This is a genomic window from Bdellovibrio sp. 22V, assembly GCF_030169785.1.
Classification (GTDB): Bacteria; Bdellovibrionota; Bdellovibrionia; order Bdellovibrionales; family Bdellovibrionaceae; genus Bdellovibrio.
In genome coordinates, this window is sequence record NZ_CP125854.1 from 3083035 (window position 1) to 3109008 (window position 25974).

Consider the following 25974-nt stretch of genomic DNA (forward strand, 5'->3'; position numbering starts at 1 on the left):
GTGTATCTTTCGGCGTTGTCGCCGTGTCTCGTCTTGATGTGTTAACTATATGCTTAGATGTATTGCGAGTCAAATAAAAAATCCGCCTTTCGACGGATTTTATTGTTATCTGTTAGAAGATGTGACGCACATCACTTTTTAAGTCACAACACATCATTTCCGCATTCAGGACAGTAAGCGCCATTCACGCTATACAGCACATTTCTGTGCTCGCAAGCTGGCTTTTCTTCTTCGGCTTTATCGAGGCGAGCCGCTGCGTGCAGTGTGGTAAACTTCCCGTCAGGATAGCGGGCCGACAGCTTTTTAAAGTTGTACGCTTCGACGTCAGTGATATCCATACCGATAAGCATGAGCATCGCTTTCAGATAAAACAGTACGTCGCCAGCTTCTTCCAGAATGTTTTTAACATCCAGAGGCTTGTCGTAATATACGTGCTTTTTCACGCAATCCAGCAGCTCACCAGCTTCGCCACCGATACCGACTACGGCATGGAGCAGTTCATCCTGACGACTTTCCATCGGACGGAACAGGTCTTTAACAATCTGGTTATGCAATTCCTTAACCGTGTAAAACATCTCTTTAGATGTAATATCAGGATTTGTTTCACTGCTACGTAAAGTGAACGAAATTGCATTGGTGACGTCGCAGTTGAGGCTATGAAGCGCGTCTTTGCATTCAATATTGTAACTGTCGATAAATTTCATTTTGGATTCCCGTTCATAGTGATGTAAACGCGTGCATGTTCTTTGAACCACTTCTTAAAGTCATCAAAGCTCATTTCAACGCGCACGAATAATTGTTTTTCCTGGGAGTAACGGCGGTACGGTTCGGCAAAGGTGATGCATGACCACGCTTTGCGCGACTGGCGATACAGCAGCACAGGGATTTTACCGCTGCGGCGCGATGACTCCATGCATTGCTTCCACCAGGTATTAATCGCCAGCTTTTCCTGTCGCTTAACCTCAATGGACATACCGCACGTATTCGTGACGTCATCGCCGCCTACAGCCGTTTGAATCTGGTTACGCTGAGCGCGTAGGATTGAATCTATGGTGATGTTAAGCTCTTTTTCAAGCTCGTCGTAAATCTCATTAATGGCGTCGCAAATCTCACGTTCACCGCTTGCGCCTTTAGTTCTGATATTAACCATTGTAACCCTCCTGTATGTGCGAAGCATTGTCACACATCTAAACCTGATTGCAAGCGAAAAAAAAACCCTAACCGAAGGGGAATGGTTAGGGCTATCCGATTGCAAACAATCACCTCACGCGTCATGCTCTGGCGGTACTACCGGGAATCGAACCCGGCTCTTAGCCGTGACAGGGCTATATCTTCTCCGATAGACCATAGTACCTCACAAGAGAATACTCATCCTTAAATACTCTCTGGTGAGGCTGCACGCCTACTTTGCCGTAGCTTCGTTTAATTCCAGCGCGGAGCTGGACACGTGCAATCTCTGGTGCAGTATTGATAGATGGTAGTCAACTAGGCTTTACGACTATTTACCCATTTAAGCAGCTTTGAGCACTATCACTGCGCAGCAAATAGCGGCCTACTACTTGCTGTTTGTTGAGTGACTAAGTTTTCCCGGTTCTGGTCGACCTTCTTCCCCAGGCTCCGCTTAACTCACCCAACTACGTCACGAATCTTTTTCCGTCAGCGCCTCGTGCGGCCCTGTCCAGACTAAGCTGGCTCAACGTGCGGTGTATTGTGTGGTCATCTGCCCCGCCGCCAGGGATGGAGTTCACGCTTGCGCGATTCCTCTTCGTCTTGGAACCTAATGTACTCATCACAAACTGGATGACAAGTAGTTTTTGAAATTATTTTTATCCGGCGTAGTCCTCCGTAGATTCCCAGCATTTTTCCCATAGCTCGCGAGCTTTAATGAGCTTTAATTGCAATTCAGCAATTTGGTCATGCAGCTTGTCAAGTTCTTCGTCCCACTTATTCATGTTAACAAATTCATCTCGCAAATCGTTTCCGCTATCTGTGAAGCCACTTCCTTCATTGTCAGTGTAGCCGCAACGATGACACGTATGAAGGAAAACGAATCTAGGACTCAGCTGCTCATCCCAGTAGCATTCTTCGCGCGGAGAATGCGGCTTATGCTTGTTACTGATAGTTCCGCAATTTGGACACATCAAACGCGTGTTGGCGTCAAAATGCAGTATTTTGCTAATTCGAACCTTTTTCATCTTTTACCTCCAGCTTAAAGCGGCTCGTTATCTCACGAAATGCACCCATTACTTTACCTTGCTGCTTCTTAGACAAAGGCGGTTGCACATCTCGAATATACTGAAAGAAAACAGCTTCGACTTGTATCTCAATCGGCCTTTCTTCCATAGGTCGCGAATCGCGGAAAGGTTTAAAAGCCATAATCATTCACCCCTAACCTGATATAGAAACGCAGACACACCACTTTCGCTAACGTGAATACGTAACGTATATTCTTTAATTTTAAAGAGCTTAACGTGAAATTTTGATTCCGTACGTTTGGCAGTGTCAGACATACGCATCAATGTCACATGCTCGTTATGGTCTAATACATCACGCCACATAAAGATGTCGTGATTGAAGAAACAATTATGGTCAACCGTACGGTCAAGCTTGGCAATAATCAGCTTCACCAGTTTATACATCAACGAGCGATAGTTAGCGCGGTAGTTAGCACGAGCAGCTGTATGGATTTGAGCTATCGTTTTCATCATTCACCTCTCACGAGTTCGTTTGCTGCTTCCCACATTTTCTCACCGAACTTATCAATGCAGCTGCGAGCAAAATATCCGTCACCGTAACAATAGTTAGTCCAGGTATTATACGGCGGCTTACCCTGAATCATTCGCGCAGCCTTTAATGCAGCTTCGCTGACCCTTACCGCCTTATCGATAACCGATTTACCGCGCCCGCGTCCTCCGCACAGGAGAGTTTCAGCCTTATTGCGACGTTCACGAGACTTTTCAACGGCCCGCATATCTTTTTCAAGGTCATCTGTACGACATGGAATGTTGTCAAAGCGCCCACCCTCGTCTTTCATGATATCGACAATTGCACGCGGTTGCGTCATTGAGCGCTTGCGGGTCAGTACGCGTACCGGGCGCAGCTTAAACGGCTCAGCTTCTGCGATGCGTAACAGGCCCAGCGCAATCAGTTCTGAATGTGTCATAAATCACCTCTCTTGTTGATATGTGGTAAATATAATCTCTGTTGCGTACACTGTCAACAATAAAAAAGACCCCGAAGGGTCTTAGATGTGATGCATATCTCAATTCGCCTGGAAAACTGCCCTGGCCCAGCCGCGCGGGGTCAGTGACCGGAGCTGTTTCGTTCGCGGCGACTTCCCGCCCAGGTAGGCCCATCCCCAGAAACAGCCGATATGCGGGACAGGCTTGCGCTCAGGGATGACAAAGCGGTTGCCGCACCAAATACCCGTCTTTTTGGTGTATGCGTCCCTGAGCGGCATACGGGCATGAAATGACCCATCGCTATCTTCCAGGTATCCGCCGTACTGGTATGGGTCAATGTATACGTTAGGCTTACGCCATAGCTTAGACAGTTTACCTACCGGATTTTCGACGAACCAGGGTACGCCATAATGATTAGCAATAATTTCAACGTGCTTAGCCAGATTAACAGCCATAAGGATGTCGTCTTGACTACGCGTATGCTTAACGCCGCTGTCGGCAAGGAAAGTACAATCAGGAAACGCAAAAATGATATCGGGCTGCGGCAGCTCTTCGCCGTACCAATCGGTATCAATCCACTTATTAACGTAATGAATATTTGGATGCTTGACCTTGATAAAATATTCGCCGTGATTACCTTCGTCAGCGTTAATACAATAACACTGATAGCCGTATTTGGCATATTCTTCAACCATCAACCCGGAGCCGTCGAATAATGACCACACTACTTTATTCATACAATTGGCTCCCATTCAACTACGCGGGAACCGTCACCGCGTGAATCAACATAACGCCCGCGCTCGCCATTGTTGTACGACGGCACGCTAAAATAGGCTGAGCAGATTTGCCCGTCGACCGCGTGCAACGGGATGCGCTGCCCATGATACGGCCCACCTACGCAATCGAATTCACGCTTGCCAGGCTTATTGCGCTGGCGATATTGAGGCGCTTTAATCATGTAAATAATCCTCATTTATAACGTTAATTAAAGTTTCGGTAATTGTGTAACATTTACCTTTTAAATTAAGCTCTGCCATTTTCTTAGGGTCGCACTCAACCAGATATCCCATATCCAGCATCGCACGCATCGTCTGGTCAATTGCAACCGTAGCGTTGCCACCCTTCATTTTAGAAAATGCAGCATAGCTATATGCGCGTTTCTGAATATCGGCACGCGTTACAATTCCATTAGCTCGCGCAACCGGGTTAACAGGTTTTAATTTCTGCGAATAGTATTCCGAAATTAGACCGATAACCTTTTTAATTCTCGCATCGTCAGACTTACCAATTGAACCATCTTTTACGCGCGTGAACATGGTGCGCATATCAGTTTTAACCAGCTCAATAGCCCAGCGAGCGTGCTGCTCCTGTACACATGGCGTATGGTAATCATCACCTACCGCCAACAGGCACGCAAGGCGCAGCGCTTTAAGGTGCGCACGGCTCCAGATTTGGCGCTTTGAATCGTCATCCGTTCCGTTTACACCCTCATCACATTCCTTTTCAAATGCGTCGAGAATACTCTCAGCGACCGGAGAGCTTGAAACGTCAGTAGATGAATTCTTACCAACCTCAAGCGATGCGTTTGCGACAATGGCCTTCAGGATGAAAATAACATCATCCGGCAGATAGGCCGCTGGCTTCTTAACGCGCGGCGGTCGAATCCCGGTATATTCGATGCACAGGAAACGGGATAAGAATCCATCTTCCATCATGCTACGGTCAAGCGCACCGTAATAAGTATCCGGCGTTGCTTCAGCGATGAACGAATATGCAACGCCGCCAGTCGCCTGAACGTTGTTTTCTTTATCGGCGTAAGCCGTCCCGCCCAGGGTACTACTTACCGCTGATTTGTGGTAAACCGTCGTCATCACCTGCTTTAACGTATCCAGACCGTTAGGGGTCTTGCCGCTGCTAAGCATTTCGATGGTTTTACCCCATTCATCGTTCGCGTTGATGCAACTCTTATACGGATTAGTTGCAAGCGCCTTCATTAATGCAGGGCCGGACGCGTAGCGCGTGATGTCGAAAATAGAATAAGCGTGAGGCGATGCGTTTTCGGTACGCGTCAGCGCTTCCATAGTCATCGACAGGCTGCTATGCATGTCCTCTTTGCCCACACCAGATTGCGCCAGCAGCACCAGATAAAGGTTAAGGCCAGAGCGCGGAATAGAGTAGCTACGGCCCGCGATGCCCGCCATGACGCCCAGCGCCGCAATAATTGACACTTCCCGGATAGGGCGAATCGACGATTTATAAAAGCATTGCGCCAGGCGACCCACGAAGCCGGGAGGCCATTCCATCGGGACATAGCTGGCAGCACGTGCGGCGACAGCTGGCTCGACGTCTTCAGGCATAAACGGGTCTTCGGCCTCAGTCTCAATGTGCGCAGCGCCAACGGCGGCATATTGCGCATTCATGCGAGCAATCAGGCTGTCAGCCAGGGCTTTACCGTGCTCAAGGTCTGCGGTCGCCTGAGCCGCTTCGCGAGCCATACGGGAACGGCAGATTTTAAGCAAGCGGTCAACGTGATAGTTGCTCTTCGTTGCCTTCTCGCGTAAGCCCAGTTGAGTCATGCGGAACAGTCGACGACATTGCTCGTTGCTTTCCGTATAGAAGGCAAACATCGACATGAGCGATAAATCAGCCTCAGACTGGGACGGATATCCCCAATTATTCCAGTCGCCAACTTCAGCAAGGCCAATAAACTTAGCCGCGTTCTCAGCACCGCGAGCACGCAAATAAATAGTTTCATCCGATTCAGTAGCATCGAATTCAATCAATTCGTAATCAGGCTCGTCGCCATCGCGCAGCGACTCCGCCAGCTGTTGAGCTTCGAGGATGTATGAATTGACAGGCTTGATTTTTCCGAGAAATTTCCCGGTGCAAATCATAAAACGTTCCTGACTATACAGCTCAACGCCCCATCGACGGCAACCCTTGCCAATGTTAGCTTTAAACCAGATATGCACGCCTTTACCGTGACGGCTAACTTCGGTATAACTGTCGAAAATTTCCATGATGCGACGATAGTTCGCGAACTGTTCCGGCGTAGTCCATTTTGCAGGTTCGCCCGGATTCGTTTCAGCGTCTTTAACATCTAAATCAATGCATGAGTATTCATCATTGGCAGTGAGATAATAGCCAATGAAACAGCCTGTCAATTCAGCAATTTGAATCGCAGTGTCGTAATCCATGCCGCCCACGACTTTCGGGTCTACTGGTAACAATCCGGCGGTTGATGAATATGCGCAAGGAGCGCCTTGCGAGTTCGCTGGGTACCAGTTTGGCAATACACGGATTTCCGAAGGAAAGTTATCCATGTAATCAACCATTGCGACGCCCCATTACCTCGTTAACCCACTGGTCTAAAAACGGTTGCAGCGCTTCGCGGTTCCAGATGTATTGCGTACCAACGGCGATAGCGTGAGGGAGTTTTCCGCACTCACGTGCGAACTTGATGGAAGAGCGCTTGACGTTGTACGTGTCGCAGATTTCCCCAACGGTGATATAATCCCGGTCGAAAATCCCTTGCTGAATATTCACGTCGTCTTTGAAGATTGTCATTGTGATGCCTCCAGGGTGAGCCACTATTTAGCGTCATTCCGTACAGGATTACAAGTAGAATGACGCTAATTTTAAAAATAATTATGCGGCACCGTTGAACGTACGCCATGCGTTAAACTGGCGGTTAGCTGTTATGCGGTTCCATCCGTGTACGTCAGCCAGTGCATTCACGTCCTGGGGAGTAGGGAAACGCCCGCTAATTTCGGCCCGCAGTTCGTCCAGGCAGTCCCAGATTCGCAGCGTGACGCCCCTTAGCGGCTTAACCACACCATTGCGCTCGTAGCGCGGGATGTTGCGGCTTTTTACAGGTTGAACGGGTGCGGAATAGCGGCCTTGCGCCTTCAGATTCATCAACGTGTCTTCTACGTTGTCTTCACTTACGGCATAGGGCGCGGCTGTTCCTTCGATTAGCGGCGCTGCGCATTCACGCGGTACGCCCAGATTTACCAGAAAACGGCGAGCCGATGCTTTGTCACAAAACAATTTAGGTTGAGCCATGTTATCACCTCTTAAATTATTGTGGTTAAGGTCATTCCGTGACGTGTTACTTAGTCCAGAAAATTGTTACTTCCCAGATATCGGGATTCGTTACGGCGTTGCTGTATTCGGATTCTGTCAGCTGAATCCAGTTATCAGATTCGCGGTTTACAGGTCGCCCCATATAAACCGGAGTCATCCGATTACGCAACGCTACCAACACCGCTAAATAAAAATCCTCCCTTAGTGATAATGCGTATGGGTTATTTCGCATCAAGCCAGTCAAGCGCTCGATTTCTTCACTGACTTTACTTTGGGTAACATGCATCTTCCCGGCCCCATTAGTTTATATCTTTCACAGTCAATATTGACCTTGATATATTCGATTAGCTGTACGTTAACAAGATGCTCAATAAATACATTGTTAATCTTGTTAGCTCTAATTTTACCTGTCCAGGTAAAGCGGTCTGTTAAGGTATCGTGCAGAATATAATGACCGTTGCGAAAATTATCCCTTACCTTATATTCTGCCGGGGTGAGCATCAATCTTTGCGGCCCGCAATGGCTGCGACGATTTCCAAGTGCTCACGGCGGCGCTGTAATTCTTTTTCTTCCTCAGCCAACCGCACTTTGCGCTTGTTAGGGAGGCACAGGATAATAAGCAGAACAATAAAGGGGCTAATGAACGCGCTAATAAACATCCAGCCTACGACAGAGCGCTCACGCCTTGCAGCGACAACGCCAACTACGACCCACAATGTTACGGTAATGATTGCAAATACGATATCCATGATACACCTCGTTAGGTTGATTTGATTTACATCCGGCAACTCAATGCTGCCCGGTGATTTAACTATAGCTGTTTCGTACAATAACGCAATAGAAAAAGGCGAGAATTTTTAATTTCTCGCCTTTATGTGAACCAGCTCACAGAGCTTGAATAAGTATGTGAACCAGGTAGAACAGTGATACCAGCAACGCCAGCAGCACCAACAGCAAATCACTACGTTTCATTTTCTAAATCCTCCAGCGTTGCGGCAAGGTCTGCCAGGTTAGCGACAAAGAAAACTGACTCTTTGCCATTACAATAATCAATCACCGCTTCGATTGTGGCTAATTGAACTGTATCAGCCAGCAAGCTAAGCACAGGCGTAACGGCGCGTAAACAAACGGCGCTACCGCGTAGCACGTTATCGGCGTTATAATTGTTTAACTCGATACCGTTAGCCAGATAACTACGCTTTAAATAATACGTCCCGCCTATTTCATAGTGCATCGTTCAGTCGCCTCCCGGTAAGCCAGTTCAATCAGTTCGTGAGCGTAGATAAATGCGTCAGCCTCATCTAAATCAAGCTCTGCGACTATCTTTTTAACCTGCTCGACTATCTTTTTATGCTGCTCGTGAGAGACAACGCATTTAAATTCCATCATTGCGTCACCTCGTCAGCTCTGATTTGCATCACGCGCCAGCAGCAACGCATCGCATCATCTGCGCCCCTGTGACCCTGTAAACATGCCCGCGCTTCATACTTCATAGCCGGGACGTTACGCATAGCCCAGTCAAGCAGGTTAACGGCGGCGTAGTTGATATCGCTAATATCAAGCGGTGATTTCTCAGTCAGAGAAATGGCCCGCGCAAATGCTTTTTGTACTTCATTAAATCTCGCCATTTCATCACCTCTTAGAAATTATGCGGCGTTGCAAAGTGTTTAATTGCCAGAAGTCTAGCTTCTTCAACGCTGTTAACTGAATACCCTACATAGTCGCCAGGTTCCATCTTTCCGTCGATGCCAAAACAAACCATCATCATCGGAACAGCGCCACCAACACTATATTTAATCAAATGTGCAGTTTTCATTATTCAACCCTCATCAATGTTTCTTTCCAGTTAACGCCGCCCAGTTCAGCAGCACCGCAAAATACTTTGTCATTGCTCCACATAGTACACCAGCGCGTTGCCCCTCTTACGGCGGGTACGTGCGGCGGTTCATCCTCGATAAGATATGCCCACACTACGCCATCGGCGTCAATAGCTACCCATTTGGCATGACGCGGAACCATTATCACCGTTCCCATGTACTGAATCGGTTTAGGATGTCCGTTGTCTCTAGCATCGATTAACATATTGTGTCTCCTGTTCTGTATGATTTAATTCTAGCACGCTCCGAAAAGCGTGCTGTGATTAACATCACACTTCTTTAATTGCTTGCCAGTTTGGGAAATATATCCGGGTTTTCCGCCTTAATCTGGTCACGCATGGCGATTGGCAGCATACCGATAAACTTCTGTACCGGGAGAATTGCGACCTGCTGACGCTTCTTATCCAGCCCTAACAGGATACCTATCACCTCGCCTTTATCGTTGACTACCGCACCCCCGGACATGCCCTGGACGCCGCCCGCCGTTGTCACCATGTACGAACAATCCGACGCCGGAACATTAGCAACTATGCGCCCTTTGCTCGATACGGGCAACCCGGTAAAGCCGGAATAGCCGTAAATCGTGATATTGTCGCCAACGTTAGCAACGTTGTATTTATGAATATCCGACTTGCTATTGCTTTGCGCAATAACGCTTACATCACATAGGCTACTTTCCTTAACGGATGTTTTAAGCAACATATGCGCGGCATGTTTTGCCGTGACCGACGTCGATTCGGTTAACGGCGTTGAGCTGCCGGATATACCGCCGATAAGTGCGGAGGGTGTACCGATAAAATTTAAATTGCTGTAATCGGTCGCTTTAGTATCGACAGAATAATCACCGTGAGAGCAAGCGGAAAGCATCGCCGCCGCCAGGACTGCAAACAACATTAAACATAACTTTTTCATTTTACACCTCGAAAATAAAGTTGATAAGACTAACCACACTTACAACGATAACGGCAATGAAAACAATCACCGTTATTACTGCTGAGATAAGGCCGCTAAATCCGTCATGCGGCGAACTGTATTGCTTTGCGGCATCATACCAGCCGTCCGACCAGGCCCGGAACTCAGGCGAGCCGTGTTGATACGGGTTATAATCGTGCGGCGCACCGTCGCAATATGAATCAAAACCAGTGATTTTGATTAAATCCAATTTGCTGTCAGTCATTACATTTTATCCTTATCGCTTACACCGTTCAGGACGCAACGCAATTCTACGGCCTCACGTGGTACGGCTGGCATTGCTGCGACGCAATCAGCGCGGTTATTTAGTTCGTCTGCAATAAATTCATCACAAACGCCGTCAGAGTTGCACAGGGTATAAACTAAAAGCCAGGTTACACTAAACATAATACACCTCAGATTCTGTAAAGGGTCACTAATTCTTTGCGGGCGCAAAAGTACATAATTGGGTCAGCATCGCGGCGGCTCAAATGCAATATTAAATCATGCCCGTCATGGTTCGTATTAGCAAAGCGGCTAATATCGTTAACGACCATCGGCGCATTTGCGGTTTTATTCCACACAATGCAACCGACCTTTAACATGCTCGCCGGGATATTGCAGCTTAGGGAATCCAGCGCGTATGATGAATTGTGGTCATCGGGAGCCGTCTTAATTAGCAAATCGATAATGTGAATTTTAATTGATGGTAACATTAGTTGTTATCCTTCTTATTCCAGCCTTTTGATAATGCACAATAAGGAATCATTTGAGAGACTATTGGCCCATCAAGAAAATAAATCCTTACGTTATAATTGCCGTTCGGGAATTCAGCCAGTACATTCACACCATGTAAGTGATGGAAATGCTGAAGCGTCGACGGCTGGTCAATCCACATTCTAATCATGCTACGCGCTCCGCTAATTTGGGCACCGTATGGAAAGAAACTTTCCAGTGAGTAGCGATTTTATACAATACGTGTTTGCAGTTCGGACACTCGCAAACGCTATCCCAAACATCATAGCGCGGCGGCTTCAGCGCTTCGATTTCACCAGAGCAAACCGGACATTTGCCTTTCAGCGGTTTAAATTGTTTTTGCTTTGTCATAAGTCACCTCCAGGGTGAGGGTGGCCCACTAGGGGCCGATTGTTAAAAGTTCCAGGGTTTAGCGTTGTGACGTTTGGCGGTTGCGCGGGCATCGACTTTACCAACTACCCTAATACGCTCACTCCCAACTAACTTACCATTCCAACCGAACTCAATAAACTTTGTCTTACCGCTTGCGAAATAATGTGCTGTTTTCATCGTCTTGCTCCGTTGTTGTCTTGATGAATACAGTATAGCTGTTGCGTACAGTAAGTCAAGTGACACATATCACATTATTGAATAGTGACGCCGTTTGACTGCATGTTGCACGCGCGGAAAACTAACCGCTGCGCTCCGAACTGGACGCCGCATACTGAATATTCATCAACAGCACCAGCAATGAACGGTTTAAAAAGCTGACTCTGTTCAATGTAGCTAAGGAAAATAGTTGCGTATGTTTCCATGTTGCAAAAGTCGCAGATGTCAGCCATGCGAGCCGTTTCAAAAGCGGCGCGGTCAAGCGCTGTTGACATCTCAGGCGTAAACTTATCAGTGCCAATGATGCTAATGAAAGCGTACGCCAGGTATTTAACATCGTTATCAATCTGAGTTGAACGGTTCATATTGTGCCTCCTGTATAAGATGAATTAAGTATAGACGTTCAACATATCATTGCCGTGATATGCATCACATATAATCACTCTGGTGTATAATCTGCAACGTCGTTAGGCGTAGGCTCTTTGCCTGTGCGCCTCCATATATCATTGCGCTTTAAATAAAGCAAATGCTGACATTGTTCACACATATCAACGTGAGCCGTGTTTTTCATTGCTTTCGTGCTGCGTAGTGTATACATACCACAATCACAGCGACACACCCAACGTTGCTTATAATAAACGTGGTCTAAGCGCCCAATCACGACCAGACGACCGCGACGCTTGCCAACCATATTAATTATTGCTTGCGCCTGAGTCGGATTAACACAATCAATGATTTTAACGACCGGGTACGGCGTTTCACGGTCTACACCGTTGCCCTTTTTAGGTGGGGTGTAATGTTCGCCCTCTTCAGTCACGCGGGCCGCAATTTTATTAATTGGTACGCGCTTGATTATATCCATCACATCACCTCAATAACCGTGTAACCTGCTGCGGCGTTTAACGCTGCGTAAAAGTCTTTAAACATTGTGTTACCGTCATGAATACGCTTTTCCGCATATTCTACGTCACCTTTGAGCGCTTTGCGTTTCAGCGCTGCGCAGATAGTCACGCGTTGAATGTGGTTAGCGGCCTGAAGCCTGAAAAGTGCATAGCTATCATCACCAGCGCGGAACAGTGTAATAACTTTGCGGGCCTCAACTACGCTCGCATTTTCTGCGAGCGCCATAATCTTAGTAACCTGGGCGGGTGTATAGTTAGCCATTACATCACCTCATAATGATAGCGCCCGTCCTGGTCAATCACCAGGCAGTAACCCGCGCGGGCTTCAGGCTCACCGATTACAACGTCGCCATTAACAATCATTGCTTTGACGGCTTCAGGCGATTCACCGAAAGAAGCGTAACAGGTACGCGCGGCGCTCGGACTCACAAAATTAGCGGTGCCAACTCTTACCCCTGTCATATCAGCAGTAGCTACCCAGTGACGCGCCGCCGCTTTTGCGATGCATACACCATTGCTAATCGTATTGCAATTAGTTTCACCACATGCTTTCATTTTCTGGAGTGCTTCGGTCGGAATCCACGCAAGTTTATTCCATACATCCTCGCATGAGTAAACGTCGCTAAAATACGGCGATTGTGACGCCTTCAGGGAATCCAGCTTGCAAGCCTTGCGCACACGGCCCATAACGTAAGGAGTAACGAATTGTAGGAAATATGCTTGATGCAGTTTAGACGGGTCAGCCATATATTGAGCGTAAGTAATCATTTTCTTATCCTCGAATGTGTTTAGTATTCGGGCGACTAGCGCCCGATGATAATTAAAAGCGGTCTTTTTTAATGTCGTGGCGGCGGAAACCGTTCATATCAAAGAAAGCAACGATACCAGCGGGCGCACCCTTATGGGTTTTAGCTTTACGGCGCAGTTCATATACTGCGATACGGTCGCCGTCGTTAGTTTCTACAACGTCTTTTGACACTGCAAAGTTTGACATGGTGTCACCGAAAAACTTCATTGTGTCACGGTCAAAGTATTTGGAATCCGGCTGTGCTTCCAGGTGGAGCGATTTGAGTTGGCTTGATGTGGTCATGATGTATCTCCTGTTAGCTATTGAGCATGTCGCTCTGTTGAAATAACTATAGCTGTTCCGTACAGGAGATACAAGTGATATTCGTCACATTTTTAACTAAATGCGCGTTTTATTGAGTTGAATATCGATTCAGTAACAATCAATGAATCCTGTTCACTATGTTGCGCGTTCTGGAGCAGTACGCCCCCAATCATCATACATCTAATCACGTTATGCCAGGCCGCATCATGACTTGCGCCCGCAATCATATTGGCTGCGTTATGGTGATACGTTACACCCGGCGTCATGTCAATAAACGCATTAACTAGTTTGATATGCTCAGGATTGCCGTTTGCAGCGTCGAACAGCACCGCCCGCGCGTCACCGTCTTTTAACGCAAGGTTAGCCGCTCGGAACATCCAATCAGCTATCGTTACATAATCGTGAGAGCTTACGCGAGTGTTGTTTGATTGCGTAAACTCAGCCAGGTTAACGCGCCCGAACTCTAAGCCATCCCAGGATTCAAGCGCCTGGCTAACGTCATATGAATAAGTCAACGTTTTACCATCATACCCCAGGGCCGGGAATCGCCCGTTTGCATCATGCCGCCAATCCCAGTAAATGGGCTTGCGACCGCTGCCAAACATCCTGAAACCGTGTTTAATGATGTGGTGATATAATGCGTCGAACATCTTAACCTTTGCAGGTGGCACCGTGCTAACACGTTCAACGCGTACGCGCTTATCTGCGTCGCGTGAATCTTTACGCCCTGACAGCTTACCAGCAAGCGCAAGATTCATCGTCTGCCGTATCTCAGGGAAACAATGCTCCGCAGCCCCTAAGATGTCGTAAAGCTCAAGCCGCGCCCCCTTCAGGACTTCAGATGTAACCACAATAAAATCATCGTTGAATTTATACGGGATGGTAAGCGGGACATCTATTTTTAATTTAGTGGCGTTTGCATTTGGGCTAAACGGGCGCAGATAAATATTATGTTGCGTATCACGTTCAAAGGCGTACGCCGTCACTTTGCCATCAAGGTCGAGCCGCGCGACCGCCAGCCATACCAGGAGCGGGCAATTGTGGATAGTGATTCCCGGCGTACATTCCAGCGGCGTATCAGCGCCCCGGCTGTTGGAAGTTGGCAGGTCGTCAATATAGGCGCGGCGCTGCAATGTCTCTTTTGAGGCGGCAACCGATGCGGTCATGATATCCGATGAATCAGGGGAGCCGCTCACAACCTCCGGCCCAGTTTTATAGTCAACCACTACGTCGCCCGCGCCTGGATAGGTGAGCATTGCGTCAGTCTGGGCTAGTGATGGATTTTGCGAGCCGAACTTACCAAAAGCACCGTTATTGATTATGGCGGCTTCGGGCAAACGTGGGTCGATGTATTGGACGTCGGACGGTTGCGCGTGCGGGTCGGATGATTCCGCGTGCGCGTCATGCACGGCTTGCTTTATAGCGTTAAAGTCGAATTGAGCCATGATTGTGGAACCTCGTGTAGTGTGGTTAGATTGAGTGTACGATATGAGAGTACATGAGGGTGATGGGATGTCAAGCAAATTGTAAGAGTGTTAATTGTAGAATATACATTATACACTCTTACGAAAAGCCTAACTTACTAGCTCTCATAAGTAGGGGGGTATGAGCGTTTGGTAAAAAGCTCAAATACATAAATGTCAAGGTGTAAAAGGATGATAATGCATAATTGTAAGTGAAAAAAAATTTTGTGTGTTTGGTAAAACACACATTAAATCTAATAAAATAATAATAGTAATAAAGTATATATATATATATGTATATTAATTCAGTTTTCAAAGAGCGAATTCTTACTCGTCGTTAATATTTCGTAGCGACGAGGTAGAGGTTTTATCGAAGGTCAGCGACCTTGTCAACACCCAAAAAGCATTTTCTTTAAAAAAATTTAAACAAACTTTTAAAAAGAAAAACTCAAAATCTCTAAAACAAGTTCGACGCTGACTTTTGAATACAAATCAAATGGTTAGCTGTCTACAAGAGCTTGAAAAGCACATGTCCCGTTGAAGAGATTACGGGTTATAGTGGGAAAGCTTCTGGCTTGCAAGCTTTTTTAATGCCCAACTTCTGAGCATACTAGCACGTTTTTGCTGAATTCCTACGCAAAAGTACAAAAGCAGCTATGTAATTCAGCACTTCACCCACTCAACATAAACATCTCTCACAATAAATGAGCGATCGAGCGCGAACTTTTCGGCGGACTTTAAAAAAACTCAAGGCCTTTCCCGCAAAAGAGAGGGCTCTTTTTATTTATTTAAAGCTTCTAGCGCAGAATTGATCCACGCCTGATAGAAATCCACCCGAGAGTAAATAGAAGAGCCTAAACATCTGTGCCCGTTTTCTTTCCGAGCAACTTTGCTTGTAACACCGATGAGCTTGAACTCGCCTCTCTCCATCGCATAGACAGGTCCTCCTGAATCTCCGAAGCATGTTCCTGTTTTACCTTCTTGAAGAATCTTAAACTCGTTGGGTTTATAGTCAGGCTTAGACAGAGGCAGCGTCGTCTTGCGAAGAGTGCCAAGGCCCGTTCTTAAGCGCGGATAAGCCATTCCGTATCCAGCAATAAGAACAGGCGCATTTACTCTGAGGCTCGAAAAATTCTCGATGAGTTTTGCTGGGACGTATCCTTCGGGCACACGGCCTTCGAATTTAACAAGAGCAACGTCATTCGCAGGGCCGAAGATAGGATCCTTTGTATAGTGAGGCTCCCTGAGAGCCTTCAAAACTCTTCGTGACGCTCGCTCCAACTTCAATCCGAATCGGATCTCGTGATCTCTGTCAGCACTCGTAAGGCAATGGCCTGCGGTCAGTACAATGTTTTTTGCTAACAACGTCCCCGTACAGTAAGTCTTTTGTTTTCGATTATAAATTCCTACGGTCGAACGAGCGATCGCCTCTGAGAAAGCTACTTTTTCCCCGCCGAAAATCTGCCCTGACGAGTTTACGGAGAAATCGTCGTCCTCGGGCCCGCGAGCACAAGCTGCCACGAGAATGCAAACTAAGAGCGTTTTCCAAGAAGACAATAACCGCATACAAATCCTTGTGCTTGAAAGTTTTCGGAGTTCTTATTTCAAGAAAACGTCGACTGACCATTTACAAATCGATAATGCGGATAAAATAAAAAATCCTCGTACGCCCTTGCGCACTCTTCGCAAGTTTCATCATTACCGAGAGGACCGTGTAATCGTACGCATGAGACGACAATCGACGTCTGCAGTGTTTATACGATAATCACCGACGTGCGCGGAACACAAAATAAATGTTGTTTGAAGTGGCATCGAACTGGCATGAGAAGCAGCATCGAAATCATAAAACTAAGGAGCTTAGAAATGTTTAAAAGAACTCTCTTGTTGGCGGCGGCGATCGGTTCGTTCGGTTTTTCTGCTCAGGCGGAAACAAAGAGCGCCCCTAAAACATGTTATGGCGAATGCACCACGCACAACGATTTTGCGTTTTGGGAATATTCTAATATCAACATCGCGCAAACTCACAACATCAACATTCGCGGAATGACATCCGTAAAAAATGCAGAGATTCAACTTGCTTTGGTCGGTGGCGGATACGAACGCAAGCTCGAAGGAAATCTTCTCGGCATCGCCTCTGAAGACGAAGTCGTTATCCCCGTCAGCCATGTCCGTTACTATATGGATGTGGTCGATAAGATTCCTGTCACGCAAACATTTGGCAAACTGAATCTTCGTATCAACCTTGTTCGCAACGGTCAGGTTGTCGCCACCAAGATGATTGATTTGCGCCCCGCTGACGTGAATGCACGTGAACTTGATGATATTCAAGTAAACTACATCAATTTGTCTGAGGGTTCGAGCTCTGCAAGTCTGCGACTGTTGCTGACCAATGCCGCGCAACTTCAATGTACTTGGGTCAACCTTAAGGTCGCTACCTATTGCGATCCTGACGTTTACAAGAAGTTAAACAAGAACTGGTAAGCTTTTTGACTGCTTGATATTTATGGAGCACCCAGTGCGGCCTTTGGGGTCCCTGGATATAGAACTTTATAAGACTTTTTATCGATTGGGAGTTCGACTCCCAATTTCTTTTTTGTGAGCTGCACGGACGCTTTCGGGTCTAGCTTCAAACCACAACTGCCCTTTGAAAAATTAAAGACCTTCCCCGAACTGCAAGAAGACGTATGCATATCCAGCGGCTCACACGGAGGCTCATTGACGAGTTTATTTTCGAGAATAGAAGCGTCTCCACAGTACTCGGCCACTTCTCCAATGGGGCTGCAGTCCTTCAAACTCAAAATACGATGCTGCCCACAACTGCCGCTATATTCTTTAACCAGAAGCACATTCGCGGAGCGATTTAAATAGATGTCGGAAAAAATGCCACCGTCTATTTTGCAAACCTTTTTTCCCTTCACTTCAAGCCATAGAGGACCTTCGTGCGTTTTTCTGTCTGCGCTGGCTCCCTCTAAAAGGATTTTTTTCGACGGAGAAATCACTAATTCACTTAATTCCGAAGTTTTGGCCGTGACTTTTACGTTTACGAAGTGACATCGATCTGCCGCGCGAGAAATAGCTGCTTGAGATAAAACGGCAACCATAAGACTGACTTTAAGCATTGGAGGCCCCTCGCTTTGATGATGAGTTTCTATGCTAAAACCGTCGATAGCAGAATGCAACACGCTAAAATTTGATTGAGCTTTAGAAGCGTTTTTGAAATAACCATCTCTATGATGAATTTTTCTGTGAGATGTCGTTATCTTAACCTGATTTTCTTTCTTGCGCTTGCTGTCTCTTGCACACACAGAAAGGTTTCTCACTACGACAGTTTCCCGCGAACGGCATCGACTCCTTACACAGAAGATGTTTTAGACTTTTATTCGACGAAGCAAGCTTATGGCGAGTTTTCCAACTTTGCTCTTTTCCCGGTTTTTGTTGATGGCCAATGGTGGCCCACGAGTGAACACTATTACCAGGCACATAAGTACGAAGACGCGAAGCTGATCGCCTGGGTGCAAGAGGCGCCGACGCCTATGGAAGCCGCCAATCGTGGACGCGACAAAAGCATTCCCAAAAGAGCCGATTGGGAACAGCGTAAAGATGAATTTATGGAGAAGGCCGTCTGGGATAAATTCACTCGCTATCCGGAGCTCACGACGCTTTTACTTTCAACCGGCGACGCCCGCCTTTATGAACACACGAAGAATGACTGTTATTGGGGCGACTGCGGCGACCGCACAGGCAAAAACAAGCTGGGACTTCTTTTAGAGAAGATTCGGGGCTCTCTTAAGAAAAAGCCGTAAGGGAGTGTGTTCTTAAGGCCCCCCACCGATCTCCGGATTCTTTTCCTGAATCCGGGATTGCTTTCCTTTAAATAAGATTTTAATCAGCCGTTTTTACGTCAGCTCAAATATATCAGCACCCCAGCCTGGGAATGGTTTTGCATTAAGGACACGCATCCATTTAACAGGAGGAAACAAATGAAAAAATTAACTTTACTATCTATATTCGTAGTCGCGCTTTCAGGCTGCCAAGGTGACGACGGTGGTGGAGTTCTTTATCACCAGGTTGGGCCGCTTGCAGTTGATTGTCACAACGGCAAGGTTCTTGAGGAGACGTTTGACATCACGACGCAAGATCGTAAAAAACGCTACAGCCTTCAACTTGTCGGAGAAAACTACACTTTTACAGAGAAATTTGTCGACTGTGAATCCTGTGGGGCGGTATTTGAGAGCGGAAAATGGAGCATGAAAAACGGTGTCGTTACCTTTGGTAAAGAAAATTCTATTTATAACCAGGGCGACAACTACTATCTATTCCTGTCAAAGACGAACGAACATCTTTGGGTTATCAGAAATAAAGAAGAGCGTTCGATGAGCACCCAAGAATATACCGAGTTGTGTTCTAAAAACGCTTCTCGCTAAAATATCAAGCTGCCGGGTTACCGGCAGCTTCTTGCCGGAGACTCGGCAACGCTCCAGGACGAGACGCTTCGTCTCTTTATAGTTTTGTTCTGAGGATTTTCATCCTTGGTCTGTTCATTGCTACCACTCTTTGTAGGTTTGGAGACTTCAAGCCCAAAGCGAGGTGTCAATGAGTCCCGTTGCTGTTTCCGCGAAGAATGTGTTTCAATTAGGCATGTGCAAATCTAAAAAAAATTTTCCGTTTACTATTCTCTTTTTATTGCTGGCGACTGCGTGTTCTCATCAGCCTCAAAAAACGACTTTAGTTAAAGCGCCCACTGTCGATCTGGAAGAGGGCGTCACCGATGAGGAGTTTCGGGATCACGCCTGCGACTACTTTCAGTATGTCGATAAAAATGGTGATGGCCGCTTAAGTAACGACGAAACGGCAAAGCTCCCGTCGTGGCTGGGAGAGATTCAAGCGGCGAGCCCCGAAAGACAGGTCACAATTATTGACGTCGTCGAAGCAGCAGATCGTAAATTCAAATCCCATGCGAAATCTAAAAAGGATTCTCTGACCGTTGAAGAGTTCAATGCTCTTCAGAAGGGACGTTAATCATGAAAAATATTTTTAAGGCGTTTTTATTATTACTGTTCTTCCCGTCTCTAACTCTGGCCGCGCCTTTCTGCGTGGGGAATTTTTCGGGACAAAAGCTTTCTTGGAACTATCGCGACCCGGGAAGACACGTTTTTGAACAGGAGCCCGATCAGCAGTGGCAGTGCGCGGAGTTTGGGCGCTCGGATTATCCCGTCGAGGTTTTTTTAGCAGAGCATAAATTTCTTTCTCCGAGTTGTTTTTTTACTACTAAAGCCCGCGACTGGGTTCAAGTGACCGTGGAACGAATCAACGGCGCGCCGACTTTAAAATGCACGGGATTTGCGACGGATGGTCCTGCTCCCCAAGTTGAAATGGGTGAAGTCGGCTCTCGCTATGGCTGGAGAATCGCTGGAACGGTGATGTATGGCGGGAGTTTTAAAAAAGGCGATGTCTTTCTTTTCACTCCGGATCGCAAGCAGTACTTCGCCGCGCACATGAATGTTGTGAAAGCAGACGGATCTTTTGCGATCGAGGCGCCGACGGCCCATCTCGCGGGCTATGCCGTTCAAGTCGTGCTTGATGACGGACGCCAAAATAATCTATACGCGATTATTCCTTCGGGTTTTGACCTTGAAAAGGATCTTATCCAAGTAAATGCAGCGACAACCCTGGCCTCTTATCTTGTGCTGCCGGAAAGACCTTTAGCAAAAGCGGAAGAGCGTGTACGAAATTTCCTAGGGCTTTATGAAGGCATGAAGTTAGGAGACGCTGGAATTCACGGTTTATGTTCATTTAGCCCGGCGATCTTCTGGAGTGAAGCTCGCAGATATGGCGGATGGGATAATTTCATGTTTACTCTTTATCAGAAAATGAAAGACCCAAAGGCTGTCTATGTTGCTCCAGTACAAGTACGCAGTAAATGCGTAAAAAGATCTTACATGAGTGACTTTGCTCCGGCCTTACTAACGGAAAACTATCCGTTTGTTTTTAATAACATTGGGAACGCGCAACCGATTCCTGATGGCGAAAACAGATTAGCTCTTCGCCTTGAAAATATGAAAATCTTACTGGAGGAAGTAAAGTTTCAACAAGCCACCTTTGAAGCGACAATCGTTAAAGACAGCTATGACCTGCGCTCTAGGGAAATTGAGAAGAACTTTGCCGCGATTGAGGACATTTACAACTCCATGAGGGTTCAAAGCGCTTTGCTGCAAAGGTTTACAGTGGCCGACTTCCCAAAACTGGGGCCCGGGATAACGGCTACTGCGCGGATTACGGCGCAACAAAATGCGGAAAAACTTAAAACCCTGGCGAAAAACTTTATCAGCTTGGTGAATGCCAATTTGCAAACCTCGGCAGAGAAAAAATCTATGAACACTCTTTTCGGAGAAGCACTTTACGAAAAGCGAGGGTTGATGGATGAGAAGTATTACGAACAGCTTGATTTGCAGCTGGTGCGCTATCAGCTTATGCAGCTTTATGCTTCCGCCTTGTGGTTGGATTCTTTGCTTGCCCAAGGTGATAAGGCTGCAGCTCAGACTATGAAAAAGACTTATATCGAAGGAATGATCCAAAAAGAGGAAGCTCTATGAGCTCCCTCTTTACGGCGATAACCTCACGACTCAAGGTCTCGGCTATTTAAAACTTCGTATCCGGCTTTTTCAATGAGTGATGCAATTTCTTCTTTTCCGGTTTCACTTTGAACTTGGACTAGCTGTTGACCTATGTCCACTTGGACTTTGACATCCGGATCAACCTTCTTGATCACCTTTTGAATTGAAATTGCGCAACTTCCACACGTCATACCTTCTACTTTAAATTCGTACATGAGATCCTCCTACTATTGAGATCTTGTTAGATTCATCTTCGGCCTTCCCACCGTTGGAAGGTCAATAGCAAATAATAAAAAATATCAAAATGAGAAGGGCGTTCTGCAGGACCGTTGACCTTCCAATAGTTGGAAGCTCTAGGCTTATTGGATTGATAACTAAGGAGCCGCACAATGCGCTTTAAAGCAAAAATTATTCAGACGGATTCGGAAATCACTGTCGAAGCAGACGAAACTCTATTGGCAGCAGCACGCAGACAAAATGTTCCCTACCCGTTTTCTTGTTCAAAAGGAAACTGTGGTGCTTGCAAATCAAGATTGGTTGCCGGCGAGATTGAACAGCTAAGTCATCGTCCGACAACATTGGATGATGAAGAAAAATCGTTAGGCTTGTTTCTTGCTTGCAGAACAAAGGCGAAATCCGATGTCGTGATTTCATGGTTAGAAGAATCTGAGGACGCCATTCCCGCTCAGAAGTTTGTGGGTCAGGTCACTAATCTCGAGGCTTTGACTCACGACATTCGCAGGGTTGTTGTTAAGATTGCCGACACAACAGTGTTTAAGTTTAAACCTGGTCAGTACGTTCAATTCTCCGTCAACGGCTATGAACCGCGGAGTTATTCGCTGGCAAATCAGCCGGGAGAAACTCATCTTGAGTTCTTCATTCGTCTAACTCCCGGAGGGAAAACCAGTTCATTCATTCACAAGGAACTTAGAGTTGGCGATTCCGTTCAACTCGAGGGTCCATTTGGAAATGCTCATTTAAGAACGGATCACACGGGACCTATTCTGGCGGTTGCCGGCGGTTCGGGTCTTGCTCCGATTCATTCGATTGTCAGTACGGCGCTTAAAAGCGGATTTAAACAGGCAATATATTTCTATTTTGGTGTTCGAGCGGAAAAGGAACTTTTCTTTCTTAACGAAATGGAGCACCTCACGGATTTATATCCTAACTTTAAATTTATACCTGTTGTCGATCAAGGCTCCCCTTCATTTCGCACGGGACGGGTCGGCGAGGCTCTTCTGCAAGACTGGCCAAAATTTGAAGGCCTTTGGCAAGCCTATATCGCCGGTCCACCGCCGATGGTTGATTCTATCCATCCTCACCTCCTCGAGCGTGGATTTAAAAAACACAACATTTTCTCAGATCCATTTTACTTCCAAAATAAAGGTTCCAACTCTTAGAAGGTTGGGTTAAAATTAGCACAGAGGTTTTTATGAACATTGGTCAGGCCGCAAAAATTTCAGGCGTAAATGCTAAATTGATTCGTCATTATGAGTCGATCGGAATTATTCCCAAAGCCAGTAGAAGTGATGCTGGTTATAGAACATACTCCGAAGCGGACGTGCATATTTTGTCTTTCGTGAAAAGAGCCCGCTCTCTGGGTTTTTCAATGAAAGAAATTAAGAAACTTGTCAGCCTTTGGCGAAACAAATCTCGAGCAAGCTCCGAGGTAAAGTCTCTCGCGCTGAAACACGTAGAGGAAATGGAAAAAAAGATATTTGAGCTTCAAGAGATGGTAAAAACATTAAAAAATCTATCCAGGAACTGCCACGGCGATCATAGACCCGACTGTCCGATTCTTGATAGCTTATCTATTAGCTAAATTAAAAAAAGCGCCGTCTTCGGCGCTTTTTTGTATTATTTCTTTTTTGTTTTCATTTCTTTCATCGCTTTTTCTTCGCAGAATTTTTTATCATTCTTCTTTTTCATACAGTCATCTATCATGCTCTGCATGTGTGACATATCATGGTCATGGTGGCCACCATGGTGCCCTTTGCTTGCTTCATCAGATGCGGACGTCGGGTGATGCCCTTGATGTGAATCTTGTGCGTAGGCTGCGCCTGCGAAATTCAAAACAAAAGCCACCAAAAGTGCTTTAGTAATATCTTTCATCGAATCCTCCTTAAATAGGCCCCAGATAAAATCTGAGGCTGTGAAAATTTAATACGTGTTCTATTTAGAACTGGATCTGAGCACCAATGCCGGCACTCTTTTCCGTGAACATAAACCCCGCTGACCAATGCCAAGATGGTCCATACATAAGCGAGATTTCAAATTCGCTGTCACGCTCTCCACCCCAGTCGGGTCTCCATGTGAATTCAGCATCCGAAAATACATTCTTCGTCCATTGAAAGCGTTTCTCAAGGTCAAATCTTAATTTACCTTCGTGATTGATAGCAACGTTGACCTCAAACAACATCGGAAGAATGTATCCTACACCCAACATTCCGAATCCTTCTTCATGGTAAAGCGTACCTCCGCCGAACACGTTGAAGTAATTCGAGAACCAACGACGGTAGACGAGATCGCCTTCGGTCTCCCAGTCTTCGCTGAAGGAGAAATTTTTACCATCCATATTTGCAGATTCAACTTCCAAGTTGATCTCATCCCATACTCTCATCAGACGAACCTGCGCCTTTGCGTGATTGCTGGCTGCTTCGAGTTGAGTATGACTGTAGATGTGTTCGTGAAGATGCGGATCTTTATGGACGTTCGCTTCCATCTCCGGTGTCAGCTTATAATCGTTGTAACGAACGATTCGCGCCATGCCGGTCTTCATATGGTAAAGGTTGTGACAGTGAAGCATCCACTGGCCGGGCTCATTCGCATAGAACTCAATAGTGCGCGCCCCATGTGGCGGAACGTCGACCGTGTGCTTAAGTGGAGACCGCTCGCCTTGCGCATTTACAACTCTGAAAAAATGTCCGTGCAAGTGCATCGGGTGATGCATCATTGTGTCGTTTTGAAAAACGATACGAACAACTTCACCGCTATTGATTCTGAGCAGGCTGTCCTGGTTGATTGCTTTTCCGTTGATGTGCCATACGTAGCGCTCCATGTCCCCACCAAGTACGAGTTTTAGCTCGTGAACTTTGGCTTCTTTAGGAAGAGTTGTAGACTGAAGTGCTGTCAATGCATCCACCGTCAGTGTTTCAACCGCAGGTGTTGTCGATGCCGCTTTTGGATCGCGGGCGCCGGCGTTTTGTCTTAACATGGCATCCGACTGAGTTGACCAATCGATCGCACCACGTTCGATTGACAACGGCATTGACTCTTTACGAGCACTTTCTTTTTCAGCCTTTTTAGCCTTTGGTGGCTCATGCATCGTGTGGGCGGAGTGATCCATCGAGTGATGTCCTGCATGATCCGCGTGATCTGAGTGGTCCATTCCTGACATGGAACCAGTACCGTGACCACTGTGGTCCATCGACGCATACATATCTGGAAGAGGTTTATCCGGCGCTACGACCTTGGGAGCGCCCGCCATTCCGATCCACGCCGAACCAAAGCCTGTGACATCTTGAACGGTGGCACGCAGTTCGTAATTCTTATGCTCTGGCAGAGTGACAAGAATATCATATGTTTCAGCCATTCCCATCAAAAGTTCTTTGGCCTGAATAGGCTCAATGTCAACGCCGTCAGCAGCGATAACTGTCATCGGCACACCCATAGATACATAGAAGTAGCTCGAGGCTGCCGCATTGATGATGCGCACTCTGATCTTTTCTCCTGGATGTGCGTTAACGAGTTGAGCATCCCTTTTACCGTTGATCAAGAAGGCATCGTAACCGACATCAGAAAGATCCATTCCTCCCATGCGCGTCCACTCATTTTGCAGATGAGTTTTCAAACCCCCGGCTTGAACAGCGCCGAAGTACGAGCGCATGGAGTCTTTCTTGTAAAGATAGTAATCTCCGTCTTTGCGGAGATTACGAATAATTTGATCCGCGTTTTCATCAGACCAGTCACTTAAGACAACGACAGCATCCTTGTCATACTGAAAGGCCTTTTTCTTCGGATGAATGATGAACGCACCATACACGCCCTTTTGTTCCTGCACAGCCGTGTGGGAATGGTACCAATACGTTCCATTCTGGCGAATCTTGAATTTAAAAAGACGAGACTTGCCGGGATGAATTGGCGGCGTGTTAACATAAGCAACGCCGTCCTCTTCCGGCGGAAGCAGAATACCGTGCCAGTGAATGGAAACCTCCTCATTGGGGATTTCATTTTTTACGAGGATCTCTGCGTCGTCTCCCTCTGTAAATTCGAGAGTTGGCGCGGGAATACCGCCATTGACTGTCAGCGCAAAGTCGACTTCTTTCTTGCCGCTCATGTTGACCTTTTCATTACGAACAGTCAGTTCATAGCGAACGGTTTTGGCTTCCCCTATTGAGGCAAAAAATAAAATTGAAAGTAAAAGTGTTACATATTTCATAATTGT

40 protein-coding genes and 1 tRNA gene are annotated in these 25974 nt (G+C 46.6%); 7 read left to right on the plus strand and 34 right to left on the minus strand.

Annotation, left to right across the window (positions count from 1 at the left end; translation table 11 throughout):
* Positions 1–143: 143 nt before the first annotated feature.
* The 30 genes from QJS83_RS14840 to QJS83_RS14985 all read right to left on the minus strand — a co-directional run bounded on the left by QJS83_RS14840 (position 144) and on the right by QJS83_RS14985 (position 16482).
* Positions 144–755 carry a nucleoside triphosphate pyrophosphohydrolase family protein gene (locus tag QJS83_RS14840; protein WP_284605953.1) on the minus strand — a complete coding sequence of 204 codons (612 nt, stop codon included), beginning with the start codon at positions 753–755 and terminating at the stop codon, positions 144–146.
* On the minus strand, positions 701–1150 hold the full coding sequence (locus QJS83_RS14845) for a putative PDDEXK endonuclease (RefSeq protein ID WP_284605954.1): 450 nt from the start codon (positions 1148–1150) through the stop codon (positions 701–703). The genes QJS83_RS14840 and QJS83_RS14845 overlap by 55 nt, the downstream gene beginning before the upstream one ends.
* Positions 1151–1279: 129 nt before the next feature.
* Positions 1280–1354 (minus strand) — tRNA-Asp (locus QJS83_RS14850).
* 472 nt (positions 1355–1826) lie between these two features.
* Positions 1827–2195 (minus strand): hypothetical protein, encoded by a 369-nt coding sequence (locus QJS83_RS14855; RefSeq protein ID WP_284605956.1) that lies wholly within the window; start codon positions 2193–2195, stop codon positions 1827–1829.
* Positions 2176–2376, minus strand: coding sequence for a hypothetical protein (locus tag QJS83_RS14860; protein ID WP_284605958.1), 201 nt, complete (start codon positions 2374–2376; stop codon positions 2176–2178). The genes QJS83_RS14855 and QJS83_RS14860 overlap by 20 nt, the downstream gene beginning before the upstream one ends.
* 2 nt (positions 2377–2378) lie before the next feature.
* Positions 2379–2708, minus strand: a complete 330-nt coding sequence (locus tag QJS83_RS14865) for a hypothetical protein (protein ID WP_284605959.1) — start codon at positions 2706–2708, stop codon at positions 2379–2381.
* Positions 2705–3163: a hypothetical protein gene (locus tag QJS83_RS14870; protein ID WP_284605961.1), complete on the minus strand. Its 459-nt coding sequence runs from the start codon at positions 3161–3163 to the stop codon at positions 2705–2707. Before QJS83_RS14870 ends, QJS83_RS14865 begins: the two co-directional genes overlap by 4 nt.
* Positions 3164–3262: 99 nt before the next feature.
* Complete coding sequence (locus QJS83_RS14875) at positions 3263–3919, minus strand: hypothetical protein (protein WP_284605963.1); 657 nt, start codon at positions 3917–3919, stop codon at positions 3263–3265.
* A 19-nt stretch (positions 3920–3938) separates the two neighbouring features.
* Positions 3939–4064 carry a hypothetical protein gene (locus QJS83_RS14880; RefSeq protein WP_284605965.1) on the minus strand — a complete coding sequence of 42 codons (126 nt, stop codon included), beginning with the start codon at positions 4062–4064 and terminating at the stop codon, positions 3939–3941.
* Between the two features lie 68 nt (positions 4065–4132).
* Positions 4133–6517 (minus strand): DUF3987 domain-containing protein, encoded by a 2385-nt coding sequence (locus QJS83_RS14885; protein ID WP_284605967.1) that lies wholly within the window; start codon positions 6515–6517, stop codon positions 4133–4135.
* Positions 6510–6773: a MerR family transcriptional regulator gene (locus QJS83_RS14890; protein WP_284605969.1), complete on the minus strand. Its 264-nt coding sequence runs from the start codon at positions 6771–6773 to the stop codon at positions 6510–6512. The genes QJS83_RS14885 and QJS83_RS14890 overlap by 8 nt, the downstream gene beginning before the upstream one ends.
* A gap of 57 nt (positions 6774–6830) precedes the next feature.
* Positions 6831–7247: a hypothetical protein gene (locus tag QJS83_RS14895; protein WP_284605971.1), complete on the minus strand. Its 417-nt coding sequence runs from the start codon at positions 7245–7247 to the stop codon at positions 6831–6833.
* Positions 7248–7768: 521 nt separating this feature from the next.
* Positions 7769–8017, minus strand: coding sequence for a hypothetical protein (locus QJS83_RS14900; RefSeq protein ID WP_284605972.1), 249 nt, complete (start codon positions 8015–8017; stop codon positions 7769–7771).
* Between the two features lie 212 nt (positions 8018–8229).
* Positions 8230–8502, minus strand: coding sequence for a hypothetical protein (locus QJS83_RS14905; protein ID WP_284605974.1), 273 nt, complete (start codon positions 8500–8502; stop codon positions 8230–8232).
* Positions 8487–8657, minus strand: a complete 171-nt coding sequence (locus tag QJS83_RS14910; RefSeq protein ID WP_284605976.1) for a hypothetical protein — start codon at positions 8655–8657, stop codon at positions 8487–8489. The genes QJS83_RS14905 and QJS83_RS14910 overlap by 16 nt, the downstream gene beginning before the upstream one ends.
* Positions 8654–8896 carry a hypothetical protein gene (locus QJS83_RS14915; protein WP_284605978.1) on the minus strand — a complete coding sequence of 81 codons (243 nt, stop codon included), beginning with the start codon at positions 8894–8896 and terminating at the stop codon, positions 8654–8656. Before QJS83_RS14915 ends, QJS83_RS14910 begins: the two co-directional genes overlap by 4 nt.
* 11 nt (positions 8897–8907) lie before the next feature.
* The gene (locus QJS83_RS14920) at positions 8908–9084 is read right to left on the minus strand and encodes a hypothetical protein (RefSeq protein WP_284605980.1); all 177 of its coding nucleotides are present in this window, start codon (positions 9082–9084) and stop codon (positions 8908–8910) included.
* The gene (locus tag QJS83_RS14925; protein WP_284605983.1) at positions 9084–9350 is read right to left on the minus strand and encodes a hypothetical protein; all 267 of its coding nucleotides are present in this window, start codon (positions 9348–9350) and stop codon (positions 9084–9086) included. The genes QJS83_RS14920 and QJS83_RS14925 overlap by 1 nt, the downstream gene beginning before the upstream one ends.
* A gap of 74 nt (positions 9351–9424) precedes the next feature.
* Positions 9425–10057, minus strand: a complete 633-nt coding sequence (locus tag QJS83_RS14930; protein ID WP_284605986.1) for a S1 family peptidase — start codon at positions 10055–10057, stop codon at positions 9425–9427.
* Between the two features lies 1 nt (position 10058).
* Positions 10059–10322: a hypothetical protein gene (locus QJS83_RS14935; protein ID WP_284605988.1), complete on the minus strand. Its 264-nt coding sequence runs from the start codon at positions 10320–10322 to the stop codon at positions 10059–10061.
* A 190-nt stretch (positions 10323–10512) separates the two neighbouring features.
* Positions 10513–10812: a hypothetical protein gene (locus QJS83_RS14940; RefSeq protein WP_284605990.1), complete on the minus strand. Its 300-nt coding sequence runs from the start codon at positions 10810–10812 to the stop codon at positions 10513–10515.
* Between the two features lie 187 nt (positions 10813–10999).
* Positions 11000–11203 carry a hypothetical protein gene (locus tag QJS83_RS14945; protein ID WP_284605993.1) on the minus strand — a complete coding sequence of 68 codons (204 nt, stop codon included), beginning with the start codon at positions 11201–11203 and terminating at the stop codon, positions 11000–11002.
* Between the two features lie 42 nt (positions 11204–11245).
* The gene (locus QJS83_RS14950; protein ID WP_284605996.1) at positions 11246–11401 is read right to left on the minus strand and encodes a hypothetical protein; all 156 of its coding nucleotides are present in this window, start codon (positions 11399–11401) and stop codon (positions 11246–11248) included.
* A gap of 74 nt (positions 11402–11475) precedes the next feature.
* Positions 11476–11805, minus strand: coding sequence for a hypothetical protein (locus QJS83_RS14955; protein ID WP_284605999.1), 330 nt, complete (start codon positions 11803–11805; stop codon positions 11476–11478).
* Between the two features lie 74 nt (positions 11806–11879).
* Positions 11880–12305 (minus strand): hypothetical protein, encoded by a 426-nt coding sequence (locus QJS83_RS14960; protein WP_284606002.1) that lies wholly within the window; start codon positions 12303–12305, stop codon positions 11880–11882.
* Positions 12302–12604: a hypothetical protein gene (locus QJS83_RS14965; RefSeq protein WP_284606004.1), complete on the minus strand. Its 303-nt coding sequence runs from the start codon at positions 12602–12604 to the stop codon at positions 12302–12304. The genes QJS83_RS14960 and QJS83_RS14965 overlap by 4 nt, the downstream gene beginning before the upstream one ends.
* Positions 12604–13110 carry a hypothetical protein gene (locus tag QJS83_RS14970; RefSeq protein ID WP_284606006.1) on the minus strand — a complete coding sequence of 169 codons (507 nt, stop codon included), beginning with the start codon at positions 13108–13110 and terminating at the stop codon, positions 12604–12606. The genes QJS83_RS14965 and QJS83_RS14970 overlap by 1 nt, the downstream gene beginning before the upstream one ends.
* A 52-nt stretch (positions 13111–13162) precedes the next feature.
* On the minus strand, positions 13163–13432 hold the full coding sequence (locus tag QJS83_RS14975; RefSeq protein ID WP_284606007.1) for a hypothetical protein: 270 nt from the start codon (positions 13430–13432) through the stop codon (positions 13163–13165).
* Positions 13433–13524: 92 nt separating this feature from the next.
* Positions 13525–14898 carry a hypothetical protein gene (locus QJS83_RS14980; RefSeq protein ID WP_284606009.1) on the minus strand — a complete coding sequence of 458 codons (1374 nt, stop codon included), beginning with the start codon at positions 14896–14898 and terminating at the stop codon, positions 13525–13527.
* Positions 14899–15696: 798 nt separating this feature from the next.
* Complete coding sequence (locus QJS83_RS14985; RefSeq protein ID WP_284606012.1) at positions 15697–16482, minus strand: S1 family peptidase; 786 nt, start codon at positions 16480–16482, stop codon at positions 15697–15699.
* A 297-nt stretch (positions 16483–16779) separates the two neighbouring features.
* On the opposite strand from QJS83_RS14985, the gene QJS83_RS14990 reads away from it, so the two are divergent.
* Positions 16780–17397 carry a hypothetical protein gene (locus QJS83_RS14990; protein WP_284606013.1) on the plus strand — a complete coding sequence of 206 codons (618 nt, stop codon included), beginning with the start codon at positions 16780–16782 and terminating at the stop codon, positions 17395–17397.
* A gap of 20 nt (positions 17398–17417) precedes the next feature.
* On the opposite strand, the gene QJS83_RS14995 is transcribed toward QJS83_RS14990, so the two are convergent.
* Complete coding sequence (locus QJS83_RS14995) at positions 17418–18035, minus strand: hypothetical protein (protein ID WP_284606015.1); 618 nt, start codon at positions 18033–18035, stop codon at positions 17418–17420.
* 111 nt (positions 18036–18146) lie between these two features.
* On the opposite strand from QJS83_RS14995, the gene QJS83_RS15000 reads away from it, so the two are divergent.
* From QJS83_RS15000 to QJS83_RS15015, 4 genes are all read left to right on the plus strand, one after another.
* Positions 18147–18719, plus strand: a complete 573-nt coding sequence (locus tag QJS83_RS15000) for an NADAR family protein (protein WP_284606016.1) — start codon at positions 18147–18149, stop codon at positions 18717–18719.
* 177 nt (positions 18720–18896) lie between these two features.
* Complete coding sequence (locus tag QJS83_RS15005) at positions 18897–19340, plus strand: hypothetical protein (RefSeq protein WP_284606017.1); 444 nt, start codon at positions 18897–18899, stop codon at positions 19338–19340.
* A gap of 169 nt (positions 19341–19509) precedes the next feature.
* Positions 19510–19935 carry a PLC family EF-hand domain-containing protein gene (locus QJS83_RS15010; protein WP_284606019.1) on the plus strand — a complete coding sequence of 142 codons (426 nt, stop codon included), beginning with the start codon at positions 19510–19512 and terminating at the stop codon, positions 19933–19935.
* Positions 19936–19937: 2 nt separating this feature from the next.
* On the plus strand, positions 19938–21509 hold the full coding sequence (locus QJS83_RS15015) for a hypothetical protein (RefSeq protein WP_284606021.1): 1572 nt from the start codon (positions 19938–19940) through the stop codon (positions 21507–21509).
* 23 nt (positions 21510–21532) lie between these two features.
* On the opposite strand, the gene QJS83_RS15020 is transcribed toward QJS83_RS15015, so the two are convergent.
* Complete coding sequence (locus QJS83_RS15020) at positions 21533–21745, minus strand: heavy-metal-associated domain-containing protein (protein ID WP_284606023.1); 213 nt, start codon at positions 21743–21745, stop codon at positions 21533–21535.
* A 174-nt stretch (positions 21746–21919) separates the two neighbouring features.
* Here QJS83_RS15020 and QJS83_RS15025 point away from each other — a divergent pair, with 174 nt between their 5' ends.
* Entirely contained in the window at positions 21920–22930 is a 1011-nt protein-coding gene (locus QJS83_RS15025) for a 2Fe-2S iron-sulfur cluster-binding protein (protein WP_284606024.1), read from the plus strand.
* A 32-nt stretch (positions 22931–22962) separates the two neighbouring features.
* The gene (cueR, locus tag QJS83_RS15030; protein WP_284606027.1) at positions 22963–23352 is read left to right on the plus strand and encodes a Cu(I)-responsive transcriptional regulator; all 390 of its coding nucleotides are present in this window, start codon (positions 22963–22965) and stop codon (positions 23350–23352) included.
* A gap of 35 nt (positions 23353–23387) precedes the next feature.
* Here the strand turns inward: cueR and QJS83_RS15035 are convergent, their stop codons facing one another.
* Complete coding sequence (locus QJS83_RS15035) at positions 23388–23642, minus strand: hypothetical protein (RefSeq protein WP_284606029.1); 255 nt, start codon at positions 23640–23642, stop codon at positions 23388–23390.
* A gap of 64 nt (positions 23643–23706) precedes the next feature.
* Positions 23707–25968, minus strand: a complete 2262-nt coding sequence (locus QJS83_RS15040; RefSeq protein ID WP_284606031.1) for a multicopper oxidase domain-containing protein — start codon at positions 25966–25968, stop codon at positions 23707–23709.
* Between the last annotated feature and the right edge of the window lie 6 nt (positions 25969–25974).

Bases quoted from the DNA above. Each gene is read 5' to 3' on its own strand.
- QJS83_RS14845 (WP_284605954.1), bottom strand. From the start codon at position 1,150: ATGGTTAATATCAGAACTAAAGGCGCAAGCGGTGAACGTGAGATTTGC.
- QJS83_RS14855 (WP_284605956.1), bottom strand. From the start codon at position 2,195: ATGAAAAAGGTTCGAATTAGCAAAATACTGCATTTTGACGCCAACACG.
- QJS83_RS14860 (WP_284605958.1), bottom strand. From the start codon at position 2,376: ATGGCTTTTAAACCTTTCCGCGATTCGCGACCTATGGAAGAAAGGCCG.
- QJS83_RS14865 (WP_284605959.1), bottom strand. From the start codon at position 2,708: ATGATGAAAACGATAGCTCAAATCCATACAGCTGCTCGTGCTAACTAC.
- QJS83_RS14870 (WP_284605961.1), bottom strand. From the start codon at position 3,163: ATGACACATTCAGAACTGATTGCGCTGGGCCTGTTACGCATCGCAGAA.
- QJS83_RS14875 (WP_284605963.1), bottom strand. From the start codon at position 3,919: ATGAATAAAGTAGTGTGGTCATTATTCGACGGCTCCGGGTTGATGGTT.
- QJS83_RS14880 (WP_284605965.1), bottom strand. From the start codon at position 4,064: ATGGGCAGCGCATCCCGTTGCACGCGGTCGACGGGCAAATCTGCTCAG.
- QJS83_RS14885 (WP_284605967.1), bottom strand. From the start codon at position 6,517: ATGGTTGATTACATGGATAACTTTCCTTCGGAAATCCGTGTATTGCCA.
- QJS83_RS14895 (WP_284605971.1), bottom strand. From the start codon at position 7,247: ATGGCTCAACCTAAATTGTTTTGTGACAAAGCATCGGCTCGCCGTTTT.
- QJS83_RS14900 (WP_284605972.1), bottom strand. From the start codon at position 8,017: ATGGATATCGTATTTGCAATCATTACCGTAACATTGTGGGTCGTAGTT.
- QJS83_RS14905 (WP_284605974.1), bottom strand. From the start codon at position 8,502: ATGCACTATGAAATAGGCGGGACGTATTATTTAAAGCGTAGTTATCTG.
- QJS83_RS14910 (WP_284605976.1), bottom strand. From the start codon at position 8,657: ATGATGGAATTTAAATGCGTTGTCTCTCACGAGCAGCATAAAAAGATA.
- QJS83_RS14915 (WP_284605978.1), bottom strand. From the start codon at position 8,896: ATGGCGAGATTTAATGAAGTACAAAAAGCATTTGCGCGGGCCATTTCT.
- QJS83_RS14920 (WP_284605980.1), bottom strand. From the start codon at position 9,084: ATGAAAACTGCACATTTGATTAAATATAGTGTTGGTGGCGCTGTTCCG.
- QJS83_RS14925 (WP_284605983.1), bottom strand. From the start codon at position 9,350: ATGTTAATCGATGCTAGAGACAACGGACATCCTAAACCGATTCAGTAC.
- QJS83_RS14930 (WP_284605986.1), bottom strand. From the start codon at position 10,057: ATGAAAAAGTTATGTTTAATGTTGTTTGCAGTCCTGGCGGCGGCGATG.
- QJS83_RS14935 (WP_284605988.1), bottom strand. From the start codon at position 10,322: ATGACTGACAGCAAATTGGATTTAATCAAAATCACTGGTTTTGATTCA.
- QJS83_RS14940 (WP_284605990.1), bottom strand. From the start codon at position 10,812: ATGTTACCATCAATTAAAATTCACATTATCGATTTGCTAATTAAGACG.
- QJS83_RS14945 (WP_284605993.1), bottom strand. From the start codon at position 11,203: ATGACAAAGCAAAAACAATTTAAACCGCTGAAAGGCAAATGTCCGGTT.
- QJS83_RS14950 (WP_284605996.1), bottom strand. From the start codon at position 11,401: ATGAAAACAGCACATTATTTCGCAAGCGGTAAGACAAAGTTTATTGAG.
- QJS83_RS14955 (WP_284605999.1), bottom strand. From the start codon at position 11,805: ATGAACCGTTCAACTCAGATTGATAACGATGTTAAATACCTGGCGTAC.
- QJS83_RS14965 (WP_284606004.1), bottom strand. From the start codon at position 12,604: ATGGCTAACTATACACCCGCCCAGGTTACTAAGATTATGGCGCTCGCA.
- QJS83_RS14970 (WP_284606006.1), bottom strand. From the start codon at position 13,110: ATGATTACTTACGCTCAATATATGGCTGACCCGTCTAAACTGCATCAA.
- QJS83_RS14975 (WP_284606007.1), bottom strand. From the start codon at position 13,432: ATGACCACATCAAGCCAACTCAAATCGCTCCACCTGGAAGCACAGCCG.
- QJS83_RS14980 (WP_284606009.1), bottom strand. From the start codon at position 14,898: ATGGCTCAATTCGACTTTAACGCTATAAAGCAAGCCGTGCATGACGCG.
- QJS83_RS14985 (WP_284606012.1), bottom strand. From the start codon at position 16,482: ATGCGGTTATTGTCTTCTTGGAAAACGCTCTTAGTTTGCATTCTCGTG.
- QJS83_RS14990 (WP_284606013.1), top strand. From the start codon at position 16,780: ATGTTTAAAAGAACTCTCTTGTTGGCGGCGGCGATCGGTTCGTTCGGT.
- QJS83_RS14995 (WP_284606015.1), bottom strand. From the start codon at position 18,035: ATGCTTAAAGTCAGTCTTATGGTTGCCGTTTTATCTCAAGCAGCTATT.
- QJS83_RS15000 (WP_284606016.1), top strand. From the start codon at position 18,147: ATGATGAATTTTTCTGTGAGATGTCGTTATCTTAACCTGATTTTCTTT.
- QJS83_RS15005 (WP_284606017.1), top strand. From the start codon at position 18,897: ATGAAAAAATTAACTTTACTATCTATATTCGTAGTCGCGCTTTCAGGC.
- QJS83_RS15010 (WP_284606019.1), top strand. From the start codon at position 19,510: ATGAGTCCCGTTGCTGTTTCCGCGAAGAATGTGTTTCAATTAGGCATG.
- QJS83_RS15015 (WP_284606021.1), top strand. From the start codon at position 19,938: ATGAAAAATATTTTTAAGGCGTTTTTATTATTACTGTTCTTCCCGTCT.
- QJS83_RS15020 (WP_284606023.1), bottom strand. From the start codon at position 21,745: ATGTACGAATTTAAAGTAGAAGGTATGACGTGTGGAAGTTGCGCAATT.
- QJS83_RS15025 (WP_284606024.1), top strand. From the start codon at position 21,920: ATGCGCTTTAAAGCAAAAATTATTCAGACGGATTCGGAAATCACTGTC.
- cueR (WP_284606027.1), top strand. From the start codon at position 22,963: ATGAACATTGGTCAGGCCGCAAAAATTTCAGGCGTAAATGCTAAATTG.
- QJS83_RS15035 (WP_284606029.1), bottom strand. From the start codon at position 23,642: ATGAAAGATATTACTAAAGCACTTTTGGTGGCTTTTGTTTTGAATTTC.
- QJS83_RS15040 (WP_284606031.1), bottom strand. From the start codon at position 25,968: ATGAAATATGTAACACTTTTACTTTCAATTTTATTTTTTGCCTCAATA.